Genomic DNA, 18,577 nt, shown 5'->3' with positions numbered 1-18,577 from the left:
CGCGGGGTCGCTCACGGCGCCGCCCCCTCCTGCCAGCCCTCCAGCCGCCGCCGCATCCGCCGGTGATGGTCGCCCACCCAGTAGAGCCGCCCGCAGACCGGGCAGCGGGCGACCGGCCCGCCGGTCTCGCGCGGCCCGGGCGGCAGGCCCGCGGCCTCCTCGGGGCGCGCGGCCCGCAGCGGCGCGTTGTCCACCACGCAGCGGCTGAACGGATCGTGCAGCCAGTCGAGGCCGAGGTCGCGCCGCAGCTCGCGCGCCTGCGCTCCGATCGCGTCGCCGTGCAGCAGGAAGACCCGGCCCCGCCCGGCGCGGCGCGCCGCCAATCCGCGGTCGCGCGTCAACACGATGCGCTCCTCCGCGGCGGCGGTGGCCAGCAACTGCCGGTCGTCCTCGGCGTCGCCGGCAAGCCGCGTGTCGTGCCCCGCCGCCCGCAGCCAGCGCGCCAACCGGCCGAGCATTGCGTCGCACAGAAACCTCATCGCGCCGCACCTCCCCGCGGTCATGCCGCGCCCATTCAGAACGCCACATGCCGGGTCAGCAGATAGTAATCCTCGTCCACACTGTAGACCACGCGGTCGGGCACCTCGTGCCAGTTCTCCTGGGTCAGCGGTTCGGAGGCGACCTCCACCGCGCGGTAGTCGGATCCGACCTCGTGATGCACATGCGACCGCCCGCAGATCGGGCATTTGAACACCAGCTCGCGCTCCAGATGCCAGAGCGTGCGGCCGAAGCGGCTGCCAACCAGCGTGTCGCCATCGGTCAGCACGATGTTCAGCCCCACCGCCCTCTCGCGGTCGACCTGCGCGGACCAGTGGACGATCCGGACGATTGCCTGCTCGACGATGTCCATCATCGGCACTTGCGGCTGCCGCAGGTGCAGCGACAGGATGTAGTAGAACACATGCTCGCTGTCGGTGGTGCCCTTGATGTCGTTGCGCAGCAGCGGGTCGATCTCCGGCATCATCAGGTCGCGGACCTTGAGGAAGTTCGGCACCGTGCCATTATGGGCAAAGATCCAGCGGCCGTGGTGGAACGGATGGGTGTTCTCGATCCTCTGGTCGCCGACCGTGGCCCGGCGCACATGCGCCACCACCGTATGCGCGTAGACCCGCGCTGCGGCCTTGGCGAAATGCTCGCCGTGAAAGGCCGCCCAGGTCTGTTTCTCGACCAGGGGCACGCCGTCGGCGTAATCGGCCACGCCCCAGCCGTGTCCATGCACCAGCCCCTCGGCATCGCCCGCGCTCTGCGCCATCAGCGCGTTCTGCGCGTGCACGAGGCTGCATTCGACGCGGGTCGGTTCGTTGGCCTTGAAAGCGTAAAGCCGACACATGAGAGACTCCTGTCGCTATCCGCCCCAGAATGGCCCCGCCTCCGAAGGTGGTCCTTGACGTGCATCAAGGCCTATTGACGGGCCCCTGCTAGGCTGAAACCGTATCGTATCACGCATCGCGGGACGGCAGAGTGCGCAATCGCAAGACGCCACAGCGGAGGGCCGGAGGCGGTGGGCAGGATCGCATGCCGGTCGTGCCCCGCCATACCGCCGTGCTGGGCCCGGACGAGCGCGCACGCTGTGCCGCCGTCGCGCGGGCGGTCCTGCCCGAGCGGCGCCTGGCGCGCGACAGGCTCTTCTTCGGCCCGCACACGCGGCCGGGCCTGGCGCCGGGACCCTTCGTGTTCCTGGGCGATCCCGGCGAGATCCCGCTGCTGGCGCGGCGCGGCGCAGGCGTCTTCGAATACCGGCTCGCGATGCTGGCCGGCGACGGCGACATGGTCGTGATCGGCGGGCGGCGGAACACGGCATTCGAGACCTATGCCGAGGGACGCCTCGGGCTGGGACGGCGCCGCTATCTGCCGGTCGCCCCGGCGCCCGGCGGACGATACCTGCCCGCCCAGATCCGCTGCCTGAAGGACGAAGCGGCCTTCGCCGCGATGCGCGCCTTCGTCGAAGGCGCGGGCGGAGCGACCCTCGTGCCGCATCTTTCGACGGGCGCAATCTGGGCGCTGGCGCGGCGGCTGGGCGCGGAGACCGGCGCGCCGGTGCGCGTCGCCGGACCGCTGCCGTCGCTGTCGGCGCTGGCCAACGACAAGGCGGCCTTCACGCGGATCGTGCGCGCGCTTTTCGGGGCGGGCGCCGCCCCGCGCGAGGTCGTGGCCCACAGCGCCGCGGCGCTGACCGCCCGGGTGCACGAGATCGCCCGCGGCTGCCGGCGGCTCGTCCTCAAGCTCCCCGACAGCGCCGGCTCAGCGGGGAATTTCCCGGTCTTCTCGGCGGATGTCGCGGGGATGTCGCCCCGCGCGCTGCATCGCCACCTGCTTGAGCGCCTGGCCATCACCGGCGCCCCGCCCAGCTTTCCGATGCTGGTGCAGGTCTGGCAGGAGAACGTGCTGACAAGCCCGTCGCTCCAGCTCTGGATCCCGCATCCCGGCGACGGGCGGCCGGTGATCGAGGGCGTATTCCACCAGCGCCTCGCCGGGCCGGAGGGGCGCTTTGCCGGGGCCGTCCCCGCCGAGGGCGATGCGGGCTGGATCGCCCGGTTCTGCCACGAGGGGGCGATGCTGGGGCAGGTGTTACAGGATCTCGGCTATTTCGGGCGCTGCAGTTTCGACGCGGTGCTGTCCGGCGCGGATCTCGCCGCGCCGGCGCTGCACTGGCTGGAATGCAACGGCCGCTGGGGCGGCGTCTCCATCCCGATGACCCTGATGAACCGGCTGTTCCCGGGTGGCGAACCGCCCTCCTATGTCGTCGCGCATCTGGCCGATCTGGAGCTGCCGCGCCGCTCCGTCGAGGCGGGGCTGGATCTGCTGCGCGACCTGCTGTGGGCGCCCGGCGCGGATCGCGGCGTGGTCTTCATGACGCCCGCCGGCTTCGAACAGGGCCGCGGGCTGCATTTCATCTCGATCGCCGACAGCACGGCGGCCGCCAGCGCACAGGCCGAAACCGTGGTCGATCGCCTCATGACCCGCCCCTGAGCGGCAAAAACCGTTGCGATCATGCGGCGGGCGTAGTAAATGCCAGCGTCCCGGTCGCAGCCTACCCGGGTAAAAAAACAAGGACCCATCGTATGAAAACGATCGTTATCTGCTCCGGCGGGCTGGATTCCGTGTCGCTCGCCCACATGGTGGCGGAGGAGCACGCACTGACCCGCCTCGTCTCCTTCGACTACGGCCAGCGCCATGTGAAGGAGCTCGATTTCGCCGCCGCCTGCGCGCGGCGCCTCGGCGTGCCGCATGACGTGATCGACATGCGCGGCATCGGCGCGAGCCTGAGCGGCTCGGCGCTGACCGACGAGATCGACGTGCCCGACGGGCATTACGCCGAGGAGACCATGAAGATCACAGTGGTCCCCAACCGCAACGCGATCATGCTGTCGATCGCGTTCGGCATCGCGGCCGTACAGCAGGCCGATGCGGTGGCGACGGCCGTGCATGGCGGGGATCACTTCATCTATCCCGATTGCCGCCCCGGCTTCACCCGGGCCTTTGAGGACATGCAGCGCCACGCGCTGGAAGGCTATGCCGACGTGCGGCTCTACACCCCCTTCGTGCACCGCACGAAGGCCGATATCGTCACCGCCGGCGCCAAGCACGGCACCCCCTTCGCCGAGACATGGTCGTGCTACAAGGGCGGCGAAACCCATTGCGGGCGCTGCGGCACCTGCGTCGAGCGGCGCGAGGCGTTCCACCTGGCAGGGGTCGAGGACCCCACCGATTACGCCGACCCCGATTTCTGGCGTGCCGCCGTGGCGCGGGCGGAGGGCGCCTGATGTATCGCATCTCCAAGGAGTTCCATTTCTCGGCTTCGCACCAGCTGAAGAACCTGCCCGACGATCACCAATGCGCCCGCCTGCACGGGCACAATTACATCGTTGTGGTGGAGTTGCAGAGCGAGGAACTGAACGAATACGGCTTCGTGCGCGACTATCACGAGTTGGCCCCGCTCAAGCGCTACATCGACGATCAGTTCGACCACCGCCACCTCAACGACGTGCTGAACAGCGACATGGTGACGGCAGAGCGGCTGGCGAAACATTTCTACGACTGGTGCAAGGCGCGGCTGCCGGAAACCGCCGCCGTGCGGGTCAGCGAGACGCCCAAGACCTGGGCGGAATACCGGCCATGACCACGCCCCTCGACACCCGCCTCCGCGTGGCGGAAATCTTCGGCCCCACCATCCAGGGCGAGGGCGTGCTGATCGGCCTGCCCACGGTCTTCGTGCGGACAGGCGGCTGCGATTACCGTTGCAGCTGGTGCGACAGCCTGCACGCGGTGGACAGCGAGTTCCGCCACCTGTGGCGCCCGATGACCACCGAAGATGTGTGGGCACGGATCGAGGAGCTTTCCGGCGGGCGGCCGCTGACCGTCTCGCTGTCGGGGGGCAACCCGGCGATCCAGCCCTTCGGCCCGCTGATCCGGCGCGGCCACACGGCGGGCTACCGCTTCGCGCTGGAGACCCAGGGCTCGGTCGCGCAGGACTGGTTCGCCGATCTCGACACGCTGGTGCTCAGCCCCAAGCCGCCGTCGAGCGGGATGGCGACCGACTGGTCCGCCTTCGACGCCTGCCTTGCGGCGGCGGGCGAGGGACCGCAGGCGGTGATGAAGATCGTGATCTTCGACGAGGCCGACTATGCCTATGCCCGCGCGGCCGCCGACCGCTACCCCGACCTGCCGCTCTATCTGCAGCCGGGCAACCCGATGGTGCCCGCGGGCGATCAGGAGGACGCGCCGATAGACCTCGACCACCTGACCGGCCGGATGCTCTGGCTGGTCGAAAAGGTCACCGCCGACGGCTGGTTCGCGCCGCGCGTCCTGCCGCAGCTGCATGTCCTGCTCTGGGGCAACAAGCGCGGCGTCTGACATCTGATACATGGAGAATGCCATGACCAAGAAGGACATCTACAGAGATCTCAAGCAGCTGGGCGGGGCCACCGTTCTGCCCGAGAGCCCCGAACAGGCCGAACTGGAGCGCGTGCCGAACCCGCAGGCCGGCACCCCCTATTGCGTGCGCTTCACCGCGCCCGAGTTCACCTCGCTCTGCCCGATCACCGGCCAGCCGGATTTCGCGCATCTGATGATCGACTATGTGCCCGGCGACTGGCTGGTGGAGAGCAAGTCGCTCAAGCTCTTCCTCGGCGCGTTCCGCAACCATGGCGCGTTCCACGAGGATTGCACGGTCTCGATCGCCAAGCGGCTGTGCGACCTGCTGGCGCCGCAATGGCTGCGCATCGGCGGCTACTGGTATCCGCGCGGCGGCATCCCGATCGACGTGTTCTACCAGACCGGGCCCGCGCCCGAGGGCGTCTGGATCCCCGATCAGGGCGTGCCGCCCTACCGCGGCCGGGGCTGAGCGCACCAGGGCGGCAACGGGGCGGGGCGGCGCCGCCCCGTCCCCTGCCTCAGGCGACCCTGAGCCAGGTCTTCATCCCCGCGGCCTGATGGCCCAGCATGTGGCAATGGAACAGCCAATCGCCGGGATTATCGGCGACCAGCGCGATCTCGCGCCGCGCGCCGCTGTCAACCAGGATCGTGTCGCGCAGCGGCCCCAGACCCCGTTCCTGAACCTCGCGGAAGTGATGGCCGTGCAGGTGCATCCCGTGCGGGAAGGCGGTGTCGTTGATCAGCATCACCCGCAGCGCTTCGCCGCGCGCGGCCTCGGCCAGGGGCGCCTCGGGCAATCCGGCAAAGCCGTTCAGCGCCCAGACCAGCCCGTCCTGCATCAGCCCCTGCATGGATTTCGGACCCTGCACCGTCATCGCGCTGCTCAGCCGGCCCATGGCGCCGCCCTCCATCCGCAGGTCGAGCCGCCTTGCGCCGCTCACTTCCGGCAGGCCGGTGTTGGGGTTGGGCGGAAGCGCCGCAGGCGCGGGGCGGCGCGCCTGCGCCCCCTGCCCCGCGACCGGGAAGGCCGCCTGCGACAGGCCACCCTCGCGCGTCAGCTGCACCAGATAGGCGGTGTCCCCCTCCTCCGCCGTCACGTCCACGATCAGATCGACCCGCTGTGCGGGGGCAAGCACCAGCGTCTCCTGCACCGGCTCGGGCCGGTCCAGCGGCATCCCGTCGAGGGCCAGCACCCAGCCCTCCAGGCCCTGCAGCGCCAGTTCGAAGATCCGCGCGTTGGCGACGTTGATGAGCCGCAGCCGCAGCCGGTCGTGGCGCCGCACCGGGCGCGTCCAGTCGCCGCTGCCGTTCGTGGTGACGTAATTGCCGATCCGCCCGCCGTGGGCGCGGTCGTGCAGGCTGTCGAAATCGGGCGAAAGCTGCGCATCCCGGGTCATCCGCCAATCCCCGATCAGCAGCACCTCCTCGGCGTCCACCTCGGGCGCGCCCTCGGGCTCCTCGACGATGAGCGGCCCGTAAAGGCCGCGCGCCACCTGCTCGGTCGAGCGGTTGTGGGCGTGATACCAGTAGGTGCCCGCATCGGGCAGGCGGAAGGCATAGTCGAACTGCCCGCCCGGCGGCACCGCCTGCTGGGTCAGGCCGGGCACTCCGTCCATCGCGTTGTCGATGCGGATGCCGTGCCAGTGCACCGAGGTCGGCTGCGGCAGGTCGTTGACCAGCCGCCGCTCCAGCCGCGCGCCCTGGGTCAGCCGGATCTCCGGCCCCGGCGCGCTGCCCTCGAAGCCCCAGAGCGCGGTGGGCGGATAGCCCTCGGGGGCGAGCTGGCGCTCGACCGGGCCGGCCCTGAGCGTAGCGGGCGCGGCCGCCCTCGCCCCCGCGGGCAGGAGCAGCGCGCCGGCCGCCCCGCCCATCAACTGTCGCCGTGTGATCTTCATTCGCTGTCACTCCCATTCGCTGCCCGCACGGGGCGCTCGTCCATAAGATAGATCGCCATCGCCCGGCGGTCAGCCGGTTCGAGCCAGGCGGTGCCCTGCGCCACCACCTCGCCCATGCCCGCGCCGAACACGTCGCCATCGGGCCGGACACCCGATTTCAGGGCATAGGAAAGGGTCTCGACGCTCCAACCCGCGCGGGCCAGCGCGGCGGGCGTGATCGCCGGCGCGCGCTTGCCGCCGGGCAGGTCGTCGCTGCCCTCCAGCCGCGCCTCGGTCCGGCGCGCGCCGAGCGCGTTGCGGTCGGTGTGGCAGGCCCCGCAATGCGCGACACCCTCGACCAGCCAGCGGCCGCGGTTCCAGTCCTCGGACCGGCCCGGCACCGGCGCGGTGTCCTGCGCCTCAAGAAAGGCCGCGCGCCAGAGCTTCAGCCCGGCGCGCTGATCGAAGGGGAAATCGACCGCGTTGCCCGGCGCGGGCTCCGCCACGGGCGGCACGGTGCGGAAGGCGGCCCAGAGGTCGGCGATGTCCCGGTCGCTCAGATGGGCGTAGAAGGCATAGGGAAAGGCCGGGTAATAGGGTTCCCCCCCGGGCGAGAGGCCCTGCCGCACCGCGCGGGCGAAATCCTCCGCCGTCCAGGCCCCGATGCCGTGGCCGGGGTCGGTGGTCAGATTCGGCGGAACGAAGCCGCCGAATGGAGTCTCGATCGGGGCGCCGCCGGCCAGCGGCGCGCCGCCCCGCGCGCTGTCGGTATGGCAGGCGATGCAGCCCGCGGCGCGGGCCAGATAGGCCCCGCGCGCGGCGGCGCCGTCGGGCGGAATGGGCGGGACCGGCCGGTCCACGGGCCATTGCACGACCCCCGCGCCCCCCACCACGATCAGCGCGGCCACAGCGAGGCCCCATTTCAGAAACGCCGGCATCTCAGTCGTCCTCGGCGCGGAAACGGTCGTGACAGGCCGAGCAGACCTGCGTGGTCATGGCGAAGGCCGCGTCGGCGGGCATGAGACCGATATCCTCGGCGCGCATGCCCATGCCCGGCGCGGTCTGCCCGCCCATCATGCCGCCGCCCATCATCCCGGCGCCCATCATGCCGCCGGCGGAACCGCCGCCCAGGCCGTTCCCGGCGGCCAGTTCCAGCCCGCGCGCGGCGACGCCCAACTCCTCGGCCAGCGCGCTGAACCGCGCCCAGTCGGTCCAGATCCGGGGCCGCGCCTCGGACGGCGGCGCGATCGCGCCATCGGGGAACAACGCGGTCAGCGCCCCGCCGGAATGCGCCTCGATCACCCGCGCGGCGGCGCGAACGGCCTGCGGGTCGTAGGCCGCGGCCCCGCTCATCATCGGGACGACGCGTTTCACCGCGTCGCGCATCGCCTCCATCGCCTCCATGCGCTCCTTGACCACGCCGTCGGCGCTGGAATGGGCCAGGGCGGCCACGGCAAAGACCGACGCCACCGCGGCGCCGCGCAAAACTCCAAAGCTGTTCATGCTGTTCTCCTGTGCTGATCATTTCAGGCCCGCAGGCCGTGGCGAAACGATCAGCCGCGCGGAGGCGGCGGTTCGGCCGCTAAGGCGCGCAAATGGCCGCGCCGCGGCTCGAAGGCGGCCGTCAACGGGCGCGACAGGCCGTCGTGCGGCAGCGGCGCCGTCTCGGCGGCCTCGATCGCCGGCAGGCAGGCCGCGCCGCCGTGACAATGGGCGGCGTGGCGGTGCTCGGCGCCGGGTGCTGCATCGGGAACCGCAGGCCCCGCCAGCGCCGCGTGCGCCGCAAGCGCCCCGCCATGCGCCCGCGCGGGTCCGGCCAGCCCGGAGACCAGCAGCAGCGCCACGAGGGCGAGGGACAGGACGGAAAGCAGACGCATCGGCGGCCGGACCTTTTCATTGCTCCGGCGGCCAGCATGCACGGGCCGGCCCGGAAGGTCAAACAACCCGTCCCGCCGGCCGCGCCGCCGCCTCAGCCGACCGCGGGCCCGTGCCCGCCCGCGATGACCTCCAGCCCGCGGATCGCGAAGCGCCGCGCCAGCGGCGCCATCTGCGCCGCATCGTGGCCCGCCGCTGTGCCCGCCCGCGCGCGGTCCGCGATGCCGACGAAGATCACCGCGAAACGAAACAGCGCGAAGGCCTTGTGAAAGGGCAGCAGCGGCGAGGTTCCGGGGTTGCGCGCCATGTAGCGGGCGACGAACTCCGCCTCCGTGGGCAGGCCGAGGGCCGCGTGATCGAGCCCCAGGATACCGCCGTATTCCTCGGGCGAGGTGTGCCAGGGCATCGCGCAGAAGCCGAGATCGGCCAACGGGTGGCCCAGCGTGGAAAGCTCCCAGTCGAGGATGGCGATGACCCGCGGATCGGTCGGGTGGAAGATCATATTGCCCATGCGGAAATCGCCGTGGGCAAGGCTGACCGCGCCATCGTCGGGCGGCAGGTTCGCGGGCAGCCACTCCGCCAGCCGGTCGAGTTCGGGGATCGGGTCGCTGGAGGAGCCCTGCCACTGTTTCGTCCAGCGCGCGATCTGGCGCTCGAAGTAATTGCCGGGGCGGCCGAAATCACCCAACCCCACCTCGTCGGGGCGCACGGCGTGCATCGCGGCCAGCGCGTCGGCCAGCGCCATCCAGAGCGCATGGCGCTCGGCGGGATCCAGGCCGGGCAGCGCGCAGTCGCTGAACACCCGGCCCTCGATCCGCTCCATCAGGTAGAAGGGCGTGCCCAGAAGCGCCGGGTCGGGATGGTACAGGATCGGGCGCGCCACCGGGACATCCGCCGGGTGCAGGCATTGCAGCACCCGGAATTCCCGGTCGATGGCATGGGCGCCTTTCAGGATCGGGCCGTTGGGCTGCTTGCGCAGCACCATCCGTTCCGCACCATGGGTAACGAAATAGGTGGGGTTCGACTGCCCGCCCCTGACCCGTTCCAACTCGAACACGGCCTCGGCCCCGAAGCTGTCGTCCAGGAAGGCCTTCAACGTCGCCGGCTCGAAATCAATCTGACCGGTCATCTCACGCCTCCCCGTCTGCCGCGTCGCGGGCGATGCCGCGCAGCACGAATTTCTGGATCTTGCCGGTGGCGGTGCGCGGCAGCTCGCGGAACAGGAAGCGGCGCGGCACCTTGTAATGCGCGAGGTGGTCGCGGCAGAACAGCTGCAGTTCCTCGGCGGTGGCGGCGGCGCCGGGCTTGAGCTCGATGAAGGCGCAGGGCGCCTCGCCCCATTTCGGGTGGGGCATGGCCACCACCGCGGCCAGCAGCACCGCGGGATGGCGGTGCAGCGCGTTCTCGACCTCGAGGCTGGAGATGTTCTCGCCGCCCGAGATGATGATGTCCTTGGCACGGTCTCGGATCTCGATCTCGCCGTTGGGGTGGCGCGTGGCCAGATCGCCGGTGTGGAAGACGCCGCCGGCAAAGGCCGCCTCGGTGGCCTCGGGGTCGCGGTAGTAGCCGGCCATCAGGGTGTTGCCGGTCAGAACGATCTCGCCCACCGACACGCCGTCCGCCGGCAGGGCGGCGCCGCTGGCGTCCAGCACGGCCACCCGGCTGCCGGTCACATGGCGGCTGCCCTGCCGCGCCAGACGCGCGGCTTTGATCTCGGTTTCCGGCACCTCGGCCGCGTCGGGGGCGCAGATCGTGGCGGGGCCGAAGCTTTCGGTCAGGCCGTAGAGATGGACGAACTCGAACCCCATCTCTTCGAGCCCGGCGATCAGCGCGGGCGAGGGCGCGGCGCCGCCCGAGGCGACCGTCACCCGCGGCGCCGAAGGATCGCGCGCCGGCCGCTCGGGGTGGTTCAGCAGCATGTAAAGCACCACCGGCGCGCAGGCCATATGCGTGACCCCATGCGCCGCGATCCGGGCGAATATCTCGGCCGGCTCGACCCGGTCGAGGCACAGATGCGTGCCCCCCGCCGCGGTCACCGCCCAGGTGTGGCACCAGCCGTTGCAGTGAAACATCGGCAGCGTCCAGAGATAGACCGTCTCGCGGGTGAACCCCAGCGCCGTCAGGTTGCCGAGCGCGTTCAGATAGGCGCCGCGATGGTGATAGACCACACCCTTGGGATGCCCGGTCGTCCCCGAGGTGTAGTTCAGGCAGATGGGCTGCCATTCGTCGCTCAGCCGCGCCAGCATATCGGGCAGCGCCGGCGCGGGGCCCGACAGCAGGTCGAGTTTCCCCGCCCCCTCCCCCGGCTCAGCCAGGATCGCGGCGGGAACGCCGGCCGCGGAGGCCGCCTGTTGCGCCACGCCGGCACAGGTCGCGTCCGCCAGCAGCAGCCGGCTTTCGGAATGGCCGAGGATATAGGCCACCACCTCGGCGTCGAGCCGGGTGTTGATGGTGTTCAGCACCGCCCCCAGCAGCGGAACCGCGTAATGGGCGGCCAGCATCTCGGGCCGGTTCGGCACCATGACCGAGACCACGTCGCCCGCGCCCACGCCGCGCTCGGCCAGCCAGGCGGCCATGCGCGCCACGATCGCACCGAAACCCTCGTAGCTCCAGCTCTGGCCGCGCCAGATCACGGCGCGGCGCCCGGGATGGACGGCCAGCGCCCGGTCGAGGAAATCGAGCGGGCTGAGCGGCCGGTGATTGGCGGCACGCGGCGCCAGATGCGGTTCGTTGCGCATGAGAAACCTCCCTTTTCTCGCTGTCCTCGCGTCAGTCCCCGGACACATCCCAGCGCCAGAAATCGCGCCCCTCCTTGGCGAGATTGCGCTCCAGCACCATCTTGTGCACCTCGTCGGCGCCGTCCACCAGCCGCGCCTGCCGCGCGTAGCGGTAGATCCATCCCAGCGGGGTATCGGTCGAATAGCCGCGCGCGCCGTTGATCTGGATCGCGGTGTCGGCGGCCTTGTGCAGCAGGTTGGCCACATGGACCTTGGCCATCGACACCTCCTTGCGCGCGTAGCTGCCCTGGTCCAGTGCCCAGGCGGCCTTCATCACCAGCAACCGCCCCAGTTCGATCTGCATCGCCAGGTCGCCCAGCATCATGCGGATGCTCTCGCGGTTGGCCAGCCGCTCTCCGAAGGCGAAGCGTTCGCCGGCATAGGTCCGCGCGATCTCGACGCAGCGCTGCGAAAGCCCCAGCCAGCGCATGCAATGGGTCAGCCGCGCCGGCCCCAGCCGCATCTGCGTCAGCTTCAGGCCGTCACCCTCGCTCAGCAGCATGTTCTCGGCCGGGATTTCCAGCCCCTCGAAGACCAGCTCGCAGTGGCCGCCATGCTCCTCCGGGCCGAGGATCGGGATGCGCCGCTCGATCCGCCAGCCGGGCTGGTCGGCGTCGAACAGGAAGGCCGACAGCCCCTTTCGCGGGTCGTCCGAGGTGCGCGCGACCAGGATGAAATGCTGCGCCCCGTCGGCCCCGGTGATGAACCACTTGCGCCCGCGGATCACATATGTGTCGCCCTTGCGCGTCGCGGTGGTCAGCATCATCGACGGGTCAGAGCCGCCGCCCGGATGCGGCTCGGTCATGGCGAAGGAGGAGCGCACCTCTCCGGCCACGATCGGCGCCAGCCAGCGCGCCTTCTGCGCGGGCTTTGCGGCCTTTTCCAGCACCATCATGTTGCCGTCGTCGGGCGCGGCCGAGTTGAACACAACCGGCCCGAAGATCGAGCGGTTCATCGCCTCGTAGCAGACCGCCATGCCGACCTTGTCGAGGCCCTGCCCGCCGGTCTCGGGCCTCAGCTGAAGGCACCACAGCCCCTCGCCGCGCGCCTTGTCGCGCAGTGGCTCCAGATAATCCTCGCGGATGTTGCCATGCGCGTCCCAGGCGGCGCGGTCGGCCTCGACCGGCAGGACCTCGTCCTCGACGAAACGGGCGATGCGGGCGCGGAAATCCTCGATCCGCGGCGAAATGGTGAAATCCATGGGGTGTGTCCCTCCGGGTGGTCAGAGCGATGAAACAAGGTGGCCGCCATCGGCCACGATCTCGGTTCCGGTCATGAAGCTGCCCGCCTCCGAGGCCAGCAGCAGCAGCGGACCGTCGAGATCGGACAGCCGCCCCAGCCGCCGCTGCGGCACGCGCCGGATCAGCGCCTTGCCGGCATCGGAGGCGAAGAAGTCGCGGTTCAGGTCGGTCTCGATATAGCCGGGGCAGAGCGCGTTCACGCGGATGCCGTGCCGCGCCCATTCCAGCGCCAGCGCCCGGCTCAGCTGCACCACGCCGGCCTTGGCCGTGGCATAGGCCGCGACATGGCCCGCCACCCGCAGACCCAGAATCGAGGCCACGTTGACGATGCTGCCGCCGCGCCCCTCGGCCACCATGCGCTCCGCCGCCGCCTGCGCCACGCGGAACACGCCCGAAAGGTCGGTGTCGATCACGCGGTCCCAGTCTGCCATCGCGGTCCCGAGGGCCGGGCCGTCATGGGTGACGCCCGCATTGTTGATCACGATGTCGAAGGCCGGACCGGCCAGCGCCGCGGCGACCGATCCCGCGTCGGTCACGTCCAGCCGCACCGCCGAGGCCCGTCCGCCCTCGGCCACGATCCCGGCGACGGCCTCCTCCAGCGCCTCCGCCCGGCGCGCGCCGAGAACGACCTCCGCCCCGGCCGCGGCCAGGACCCCCGCGAAATGCCGGCCAAGGCCCGAGGAGGCGCCCGTCACAAGCGCCCTCCGCCCCGCCAGATCAGCTTTCAGCATTCGGTTCCTCCCCTGTCCATCCGGCGGCAAACCTCCCCCGCGAGCCGCGGGAGGGTCGGTGCCGCCGGGTCATGATGGACGATCGGGAGGCCGGTTGTAATCCCCCTTCCTGCCGTGCCGGCGCTCAGCCCCGCACCCGGCGGAAAACCGTGGCGCGGGGGGGGCGGCATCGGTTGGGGTCAGGCTCCGAAATCGAGCCCGAGGTCGAGGGTGCGCGCCGAATGGGTCAGCGCGCCGACAGAGATGTAGTCGACGCCGGTCGCGGCCACCTCGGCGATGCGCTCGAGCCGCATGTTGCCCGAGGCCTCGGTCACCATCCGCCCCGCGACCCGCTCCACCGCCGCGCGCAGCGTCGGCGTGTCCATGTTGTCGAGCAGCACCACGTCGGCCCCGCCCACCGCCAGCACTTCGTCGAGCTGGTCCAGCCGGTCAACCTCGATCTCCACCCGCATCATGTGCGAGGCGGCGGCCCTGACCGCCTCCAGCACCGGCGCGATCCCCCCCGCCGCCGCGATGTGGTTGTCCTTGATCAGGATCGCGTCCGACAGCGAGAAGCGGTGGTTGAACCCTCCGCCGTGCAGCACCGCCAGCTTCTCTGCGAGGCGCAGGCCGGGGGTGGTCTTGCGGGTGCAGGTGATGCGTGTGGCGGTGCCCTCGGCCGCGGCCACGAAACGCGCGGTCAGCGTGGCGATGCCCGACAACCGCCCGGCGAAGTTCAGCGCGACCCGCTCGGCCGAGAGGATCGCGGCGGCGTCGCCCTCGATCTCCATCAGCAGATCGCCGGGCCGGCAGGGGCTGCCGTCGGCGACATGGGTCGTGACGCGCAGGGCGGGATCGACCAGGCGAAAGGCCATCGCGGCGATCTGCATCCCCGAGACGATTCCCGCCTCGCGCGCGTTGAGATGCGCGCGGTATGTGGTGCCCGGCGCGATCACCGCGCGGCTGGTCAGGTCGCCATAGGCGCCGAGATCCTCCATCAGCGCGCCGCGCACCATCGGTTCGAGGATCAGGTCGGGAACGGTTGCGTGGCTCATGGGGTTTCCTTCTCTACCTGTTGGCGCAGGGCCAGGGCCTCGGCCAGGGTGATGCGCGTGCGGGTGCCGGCCCCGCCCCGGGGGGCGGGGAAATCGTCACGGTAATGCGCGCCGCGGCTTTCCTCGCGGCGCAGCGCGGCGGCGGCGATCAGCGTAGCGGTCGCCGTCATGTTCAGGAAGGCGGGGCAGTCCGGCTGCCCGGCCTCCAGCCGCGCGATCTCTCTGAGCGCGGCCTTCAGGCCCGCGGCGTTGCGGACCACGCCCACATGGTCGGTCATCACCCGGCGCAGGGCGGCGATGGCCTCAGGGTCGGGCATGACGCCGCCGGGGCGGAACTCCGGGTGGAGTTCCCCGGCGCCGGCACTGTCCGGGCCCAGCGCCCGGCCGATCCCCGCCGCACAGGCGCGGGCATAGACCAGCGCCTCCAGCAACCCGTTGGAGGCCAGCCGGTTGGCGCCGTGCAGCCCGGTCGAGGACGCCTCGCCGCAGACCCAGAGATTGCCGAGGCTGGCGCGCCCCTCGGCGTCAACGGCGATGCCGCCCATGTGGTAATGGGCGGCGGCGGCCACGGGGATCGGCGCCTCGGCGGGGTCGAGCCCGTTGCGGGCGCAGGCCGCGGCGACCGCCGGGAACTGTGTCTTGATCCGCGCGCCGAGCGCCGCGCGGGTGTCCAGCATCGGGCGCAGCCCGGCCTGGGCCTGGGCATAGATCGCGCGGGCCACGATGTCGCGCGGGGCAAGCTCGGCGTCGGGGTGGAGGGCCTGCATGAAGCGCTCGCCGTGGCGATTGATCAGCACCGCCCCCTCGCCGCGCAGCGCCTCGGTGGCCAGCGGGGCGGGATCCTCGCCCACGTCGATGGCGGTGGGGTGGAACTGGACGAATTCGGGGTCGGCGATCACGGCGCCGGCGCGGGCGGCCATGCCGATCACCTGACCGCGGATGCGCGCGGGGTTGGTGGTCACGGCGTAAAGCCCCGCCGAGCCGCCGCCGGCCAGCAGATAGGCCGCGCCGCGCAGCATCGCGGGGGCGGAACCCTCGGGGCCGGAGCGCTGCACCGCGACGCCGGTGACGCGGCCCCCGTCGGTGTCGAGCGCGATCGCCTTCACGCCCTCCAGAACCTGCACCGAGGGCGTGGCGCGGACCTGCGCGACCAGGGCCTTCATGATCTCGGCGCCGGACTGGTCGCCCCGAACCCGGACCACGCGGGCGAAGCTGTGCGCGGCCTCGCGCGACAGCACATAGCCGCCTTCGGGCGTGCGGTCGAAAGGGGTGCCCAGATCAGTCAGGGCAAGAATATGCTCGCGCGCCTCGCGCACCGTCCGCGCCGCGACCTCGGCGTCGACGGTGCCCGCGCCGGCACGCACGGTGTCGGCGGCATGGCTGTCGGGGCTGTCCTCGGCGCTCATCGCGGCGGCGACGCCGCCCTGCGCCCAGGCCGAACTGGCCCCCTCGCCCAGCCTCTCGGGCGAGATCATCAGCACCGGGCGCGGCGCCAGCGCAAGCGCGGCATAGAGCGCGCCCAGCCCCGCCCCCACGATGATGACGCGGCGCGTTGAGAGCTCCTCCATCGCGGGCGGACCTTACAGCCCCAGCTTCTTCGACAGGTCGAGCATCCGCTGGATGGCCACCCGGGCCTTGGCCGCGGTCTGTTCCTCGACCTCGACCTGCGCCGACATGGTGTGCAGCGACCAGAGCACCTTTTCCAGGGTGATCTTCTTCATGTAGGGGCACATGTTGCAGGGCTTGGAGAATTCCACGTCCGGCAGCTCGTCCGCGATGTTCGAGGCCATCGAGCATTCGGTGACCAGCATCGCCTCTTTCGGGTGGTGCTGCTGGACCCAGTCGACGATGCCGCTGGTCGAGCCGGTGTAATCGGCCTCGGCCACGACCTCGGGGGTGCATTCGGGGTGGGCGATGACGGCCACGTCCGGGTGATCGGCCCGGTAGGCGCGGATGTCCTCGGCGGTGTAGAGCTCATGCACGATGCAGGAGCCGGCCCAGAACACGACCTTCTTCTTCGAGGCGTTGGCGACGTTCTGCGCGAGATACTGGTCGGGCGTCATGATCACCGTGTCGGCCTCCAGCGCGTCCACGATCTGCAACGCGTTGGCCGAGGTGCAGCAGATGTCGGAGGCGGCCTTCACCTCGGCGGTGGTGTTGACATAGGAGACGACCGGCGCGCCGGGATATTTCGCGCGCATCGCCTCGACGTCCTTCGCGGTGATCGACTCGGCCAGCGAGCAGCCGGCGGTGAGATCGGGGATCAGCACGGTCTTGGACGGGTTCAGGATCTTCGAGGTCTCGGCCATGAAATGCACGCCGCATTGCACGATGATGTCATGCTCGACCTCGGTGGCCTTGACCGCCAGCTGCAGGCTGTCGCCCACGAAATCCGCGATCCCGTGATAGATTTCCGGCGTCATGTAGTTATGCGCCAGGATGACCGCGCCCAGTTCCTTCTTGAGCTTGTTGATGGCCACCACATAGGGGGCGTAGATCGCCCAGTCCGGCGGCGAGACCACGCGGTCCATCCGGTCGTAAATCTCGCGCGTCGCCTCGGCCAGTTCGACGGACGGCTCGAGATCGTAGTGTTCTTTCAGGGAGACTCTCATAGTCGAGTGGTCGAGCACCTTCAGCTCCTCAGTCAGCAGTTCCGCGACGCGCCAGGCAATTTTCTTTCAACCGGATCGGTCGGAGAGGCCCTTTTGCGTCCTCGCAGTGGCAGTTCGTAATGGCGCGCTGTAACCGGAGCCGACGAAAGGTCAACCCCGAAGAGCGCAATAAAACGAAACTTGGGCGGGGAGACAACCGCTTTTCACACCAACGCGGCGCGGGGCCGCGCCGATCCCCGAGGGGACCGGGCGCAGCCCCGGCGCGGCGGTTCTTCTGCCTGGTCTAGGTGGCCTTGGCCGCGCCGAGGCGCGGCGCGGAGCGCTCAAAGCTCAGCTCGGCCTCCGAGAAGCGCCAGGGGCCGCGCACGCCGGGAACGCCCTCGGGCGCGATTCGCAGGCCGCGCGCGGCGACCTGCGGGTCGGCGAAGACCTGTTCCATGCTGTTGATCGGCCCGGCCGGGACCAGCGCGCGTTCCAGCGCCTCGAGAAGCGCCGCCGAGGTCCAGCCCGCCAGCGCCGCCGACAGCAGGTCGGTCAGCGCGTCGCGGTTCTGCACCCGGCTGGAATTCTCGGCGAACCGCGGGTCGGCGGGCAGCCCGTCCAGCCCCAGCACATCGCAGAGCCGGCCGAACTGGCCGTCATTGCCCACCGCCACGATGACATGACCGTCGGCCGTGGCGAAGACCTGGTAGGGCGCGATGTTGGGGTGGCTGTTGCCTTGCCGCATCGGCGACTGCCCGGTGACGAGATAGTTCATCGCCTGGTTGGCCATCGCGGCCACCGCGCAATCGAGCAGCGCCATGTCGATATGCTGGCCGCGGCCCGTGACGTGGCGCTGCTCGACCGCCGCGAGGATCCCGATCGCGCCGTAAAGCCCGGTCAGCACGTCGGTCACGGCGACGCCGACCTTCTGCGGCTGGCCGCCGGGCTCGCCGGTGATCGACATCAGCCCCGACATGCCCTGGATCAGGAAATCGTAGCCGGCGCGGTCGGCATAGGGCCCGGTCTGGCCGAAGCCGGTGATCGAACAGTAGATCAGCCGCGGATTGAGCGCCTTGAGGCTGTCATAGTCGAGCCCGTATTTCCCCAGCCCGCCGCGCCTGAAATTCTCGACCAGGATATCCGCCTCCGCCACGAGGTCGCGGACCCTTTGGCGCCCCTCCTCGGTGCGGAAATCGGCGACGACCGAGCTTTTCCCGCGGTTGGCGGCGTAGAAATAGGCCGCGGAGCGGTCGCCGTCGCGCTCGATGAAGGGCGGCCCCCAGCGGCGGGTGTCGTCGCCCTCGGGCGCCTCGACCTTGATCACCTCGGCGCCGAGATCGGCAAGGACCTGGCCGATCCAGGGACCGGCCAGGATGCGCGCCAGTTCGACGACCTTCAGCCCGGCGAGCGGCCCGGCCATCAGAAGAACGCCTGCAGGCCGGTCTGGGCTCGGCCGAGGATGAGGGCGTGCACGTCATGGGTGCCCTCGTAGGTGTTCACGGTCTCCAGGTTCAGCATGTGGCGGATGACCTGGAACTCCTCGGAGATCCCGTTGCCGCCGTGCATGTCGCGCGCC

20 protein-coding genes are annotated in these 18,577 nt (G+C 70.7%); 5 read left to right on the top strand and 15 right to left on the bottom strand.

Features of this window, described 5'->3' with window-relative positions:
- Positions 1–11 precede the first annotated feature (11 nt).
- Positions 12–479 carry a Mut7-C RNAse domain-containing protein gene (locus KCI33_RS10430; protein WP_212524731.1) on the bottom strand — a complete coding sequence of 156 codons (468 nt, stop codon included), beginning with the start codon at positions 477–479 and terminating at the stop codon, positions 12–14.
- 35 nt (positions 480–514) lie between these two features.
- Positions 515–1,330: a class II glutamine amidotransferase gene (locus tag KCI33_RS10425; protein WP_212524730.1), complete on the bottom strand. Its 816-nt coding sequence runs from the start codon at positions 1,328–1,330 to the stop codon at positions 515–517.
- A 185-nt stretch (positions 1,331–1,515) separates the two neighbouring features.
- On the opposite strand from KCI33_RS10425, the gene KCI33_RS10420 reads away from it, so the two are divergent.
- From KCI33_RS10420 to queF, 5 genes are all read left to right on the top strand, one after another.
- On the top strand, positions 1,516–2,970 hold the full coding sequence (locus tag KCI33_RS10420; protein ID WP_212524729.1) for a hypothetical protein: 1,455 nt from the start codon (positions 1,516–1,518) through the stop codon (positions 2,968–2,970).
- A gap of 92 nt (positions 2,971–3,062) precedes the next feature.
- The gene (gene queC, locus KCI33_RS10415; RefSeq protein ID WP_212524728.1) at positions 3,063–3,764 is read left to right on the top strand and encodes a 7-cyano-7-deazaguanine synthase QueC; all 702 of its coding nucleotides are present in this window, start codon (positions 3,063–3,065) and stop codon (positions 3,762–3,764) included.
- Complete coding sequence (gene queD / locus KCI33_RS10410; RefSeq protein ID WP_212524727.1) at positions 3,764–4,120, top strand: 6-carboxytetrahydropterin synthase QueD; 357 nt, start codon at positions 3,764–3,766, stop codon at positions 4,118–4,120. The genes queC and queD overlap by 1 nt, the downstream gene beginning before the upstream one ends.
- Entirely contained in the window at positions 4,117–4,854 is a 738-nt protein-coding gene (gene queE, locus KCI33_RS10405; protein ID WP_212524726.1) for a 7-carboxy-7-deazaguanine synthase QueE, read from the top strand. The genes queD and queE overlap by 4 nt, the downstream gene beginning before the upstream one ends.
- A 22-nt stretch (positions 4,855–4,876) precedes the next feature.
- Complete coding sequence (queF, locus tag KCI33_RS10400; protein ID WP_212524725.1) at positions 4,877–5,344, top strand: preQ(1) synthase; 468 nt, start codon at positions 4,877–4,879, stop codon at positions 5,342–5,344.
- A 49-nt stretch (positions 5,345–5,393) separates the two neighbouring features.
- On the opposite strand, the gene KCI33_RS10395 is transcribed toward queF, so the two are convergent.
- The 13 genes from KCI33_RS10395 to KCI33_RS10335 form a co-directional block, all read right to left on the bottom strand.
- Entirely contained in the window at positions 5,394–6,770 is a 1,377-nt protein-coding gene (locus tag KCI33_RS10395) for a multicopper oxidase family protein (RefSeq protein ID WP_212524724.1), read from the bottom strand.
- The gene (locus KCI33_RS10390) at positions 6,767–7,687 is read right to left on the bottom strand and encodes a cytochrome c (protein ID WP_212524723.1); all 921 of its coding nucleotides are present in this window, start codon (positions 7,685–7,687) and stop codon (positions 6,767–6,769) included. Before KCI33_RS10390 ends, KCI33_RS10395 begins: the two co-directional genes overlap by 4 nt.
- 1 nt (position 7,688) lies before the next feature.
- Positions 7,689–8,252: a cytochrome c gene (locus KCI33_RS10385; RefSeq protein ID WP_212524722.1), complete on the bottom strand. Its 564-nt coding sequence runs from the start codon at positions 8,250–8,252 to the stop codon at positions 7,689–7,691.
- Between the two features lie 50 nt (positions 8,253–8,302).
- A complete protein-coding gene (locus tag KCI33_RS10380) occupies positions 8,303–8,626 on the bottom strand; it encodes a hypothetical protein (protein ID WP_212524721.1) in 324 nt (107 codons plus the stop codon).
- A 92-nt stretch (positions 8,627–8,718) separates the two neighbouring features.
- Positions 8,719–9,753, bottom strand: a complete 1,035-nt coding sequence (locus KCI33_RS10375) for a phosphotransferase family protein (RefSeq protein ID WP_212524720.1) — start codon at positions 9,751–9,753, stop codon at positions 8,719–8,721.
- Between the two features lies 1 nt (position 9,754).
- A complete protein-coding gene (locus tag KCI33_RS10370; RefSeq protein ID WP_212524719.1) occupies positions 9,755–11,362 on the bottom strand; it encodes an AMP-binding protein in 1,608 nt (535 codons plus the stop codon).
- A 31-nt stretch (positions 11,363–11,393) separates the two neighbouring features.
- Positions 11,394–12,602, bottom strand: coding sequence for an acyl-CoA dehydrogenase family protein (locus KCI33_RS10365; RefSeq protein WP_212524718.1), 1,209 nt, complete (start codon positions 12,600–12,602; stop codon positions 11,394–11,396).
- Positions 12,603–12,623: 21 nt separating this feature from the next.
- The gene (locus KCI33_RS10360) at positions 12,624–13,373 is read right to left on the bottom strand and encodes an SDR family oxidoreductase (RefSeq protein ID WP_212524717.1); all 750 of its coding nucleotides are present in this window, start codon (positions 13,371–13,373) and stop codon (positions 12,624–12,626) included.
- A gap of 179 nt (positions 13,374–13,552) precedes the next feature.
- Positions 13,553–14,407: a carboxylating nicotinate-nucleotide diphosphorylase gene (nadC, locus tag KCI33_RS10355; protein ID WP_212524716.1), complete on the bottom strand. Its 855-nt coding sequence runs from the start codon at positions 14,405–14,407 to the stop codon at positions 13,553–13,555.
- Entirely contained in the window at positions 14,404–15,975 is a 1,572-nt protein-coding gene (locus KCI33_RS10350) for an L-aspartate oxidase (protein WP_212524715.1), read from the bottom strand. Before KCI33_RS10350 ends, nadC begins: the two co-directional genes overlap by 4 nt.
- Before the next feature lie 12 nt (positions 15,976–15,987).
- Entirely contained in the window at positions 15,988–17,019 is a 1,032-nt protein-coding gene (gene nadA / locus KCI33_RS10345) for a quinolinate synthase NadA (protein WP_212524840.1), read from the bottom strand.
- A gap of 283 nt (positions 17,020–17,302) precedes the next feature.
- Positions 17,303–18,421: a CaiB/BaiF CoA-transferase family protein gene (locus KCI33_RS10340; protein ID WP_212524714.1), complete on the bottom strand. Its 1,119-nt coding sequence runs from the start codon at positions 18,419–18,421 to the stop codon at positions 17,303–17,305.
- On the bottom strand, positions 18,421–18,577 hold a 157-nt coding region (locus tag KCI33_RS10335; protein WP_282960731.1), incomplete at its 5' end, for an acyl-CoA dehydrogenase family protein. The genes KCI33_RS10340 and KCI33_RS10335, both read right to left, overlap by 1 nt.

It is taken from the genome of Actibacterium sp. MT2.3-13A (genome assembly GCF_018139985.1).
Lineage (GTDB): Bacteria > Pseudomonadota > Alphaproteobacteria > Rhodobacterales > Rhodobacteraceae > JAGSOU01.
The sequence above is the reverse complement of the archived record's forward strand: the minus strand, read 5'-3'. Positions and strand labels throughout refer to the sequence as shown.

What these genes read in the sequence shown, in the direction of transcription:
- KCI33_RS10430 (WP_212524731.1), bottom strand. Translation starts at nt 479, where the DNA reads ATGAGGTTTCTGTGCGACGCAATGCTCGGCCGGTTGGCGCGCTGGCTG.
- KCI33_RS10425 (WP_212524730.1), bottom strand. Translation starts at nt 1,330, where the DNA reads ATGTGTCGGCTTTACGCTTTCAAGGCCAACGAACCGACCCGCGTCGAA.
- KCI33_RS10420 (WP_212524729.1), top strand. Translation starts at nt 1,516, where the DNA reads ATGCCGGTCGTGCCCCGCCATACCGCCGTGCTGGGCCCGGACGAGCGC.
- queC (WP_212524728.1), top strand. Translation starts at nt 3,063, where the DNA reads ATGAAAACGATCGTTATCTGCTCCGGCGGGCTGGATTCCGTGTCGCTC.
- queD (WP_212524727.1), top strand. Translation starts at nt 3,764, where the DNA reads ATGTATCGCATCTCCAAGGAGTTCCATTTCTCGGCTTCGCACCAGCTG.
- queE (WP_212524726.1), top strand. Translation starts at nt 4,117, where the DNA reads ATGACCACGCCCCTCGACACCCGCCTCCGCGTGGCGGAAATCTTCGGC.
- queF (WP_212524725.1), top strand. Translation starts at nt 4,877, where the DNA reads ATGACCAAGAAGGACATCTACAGAGATCTCAAGCAGCTGGGCGGGGCC.
- KCI33_RS10395 (WP_212524724.1), bottom strand. Translation starts at nt 6,770, where the DNA reads ATGAAGATCACACGGCGACAGTTGATGGGCGGGGCGGCCGGCGCGCTG.
- KCI33_RS10390 (WP_212524723.1), bottom strand. Translation starts at nt 7,687, where the DNA reads ATGCCGGCGTTTCTGAAATGGGGCCTCGCTGTGGCCGCGCTGATCGTG.
- KCI33_RS10385 (WP_212524722.1), bottom strand. Translation starts at nt 8,252, where the DNA reads ATGAACAGCTTTGGAGTTTTGCGCGGCGCCGCGGTGGCGTCGGTCTTT.
- KCI33_RS10380 (WP_212524721.1), bottom strand. Translation starts at nt 8,626, where the DNA reads ATGCGTCTGCTTTCCGTCCTGTCCCTCGCCCTCGTGGCGCTGCTGCTG.
- KCI33_RS10375 (WP_212524720.1), bottom strand. Translation starts at nt 9,753, where the DNA reads ATGACCGGTCAGATTGATTTCGAGCCGGCGACGTTGAAGGCCTTCCTG.
- KCI33_RS10370 (WP_212524719.1), bottom strand. Translation starts at nt 11,362, where the DNA reads ATGCGCAACGAACCGCATCTGGCGCCGCGTGCCGCCAATCACCGGCCG.
- KCI33_RS10365 (WP_212524718.1), bottom strand. Translation starts at nt 12,602, where the DNA reads ATGGATTTCACCATTTCGCCGCGGATCGAGGATTTCCGCGCCCGCATC.
- KCI33_RS10360 (WP_212524717.1), bottom strand. Translation starts at nt 13,373, where the DNA reads ATGCTGAAAGCTGATCTGGCGGGGCGGAGGGCGCTTGTGACGGGCGCC.
- nadC (WP_212524716.1), bottom strand. Translation starts at nt 14,407, where the DNA reads ATGAGCCACGCAACCGTTCCCGACCTGATCCTCGAACCGATGGTGCGC.
- KCI33_RS10350 (WP_212524715.1), bottom strand. Translation starts at nt 15,975, where the DNA reads ATGGAGGAGCTCTCAACGCGCCGCGTCATCATCGTGGGGGCGGGGCTG.
- nadA (WP_212524840.1), bottom strand. Translation starts at nt 17,019, where the DNA reads ATGAGAGTCTCCCTGAAAGAACACTACGATCTCGAGCCGTCCGTCGAA.
- KCI33_RS10340 (WP_212524714.1), bottom strand. Translation starts at nt 18,421, where the DNA reads ATGGCCGGGCCGCTCGCCGGGCTGAAGGTCGTCGAACTGGCGCGCATC.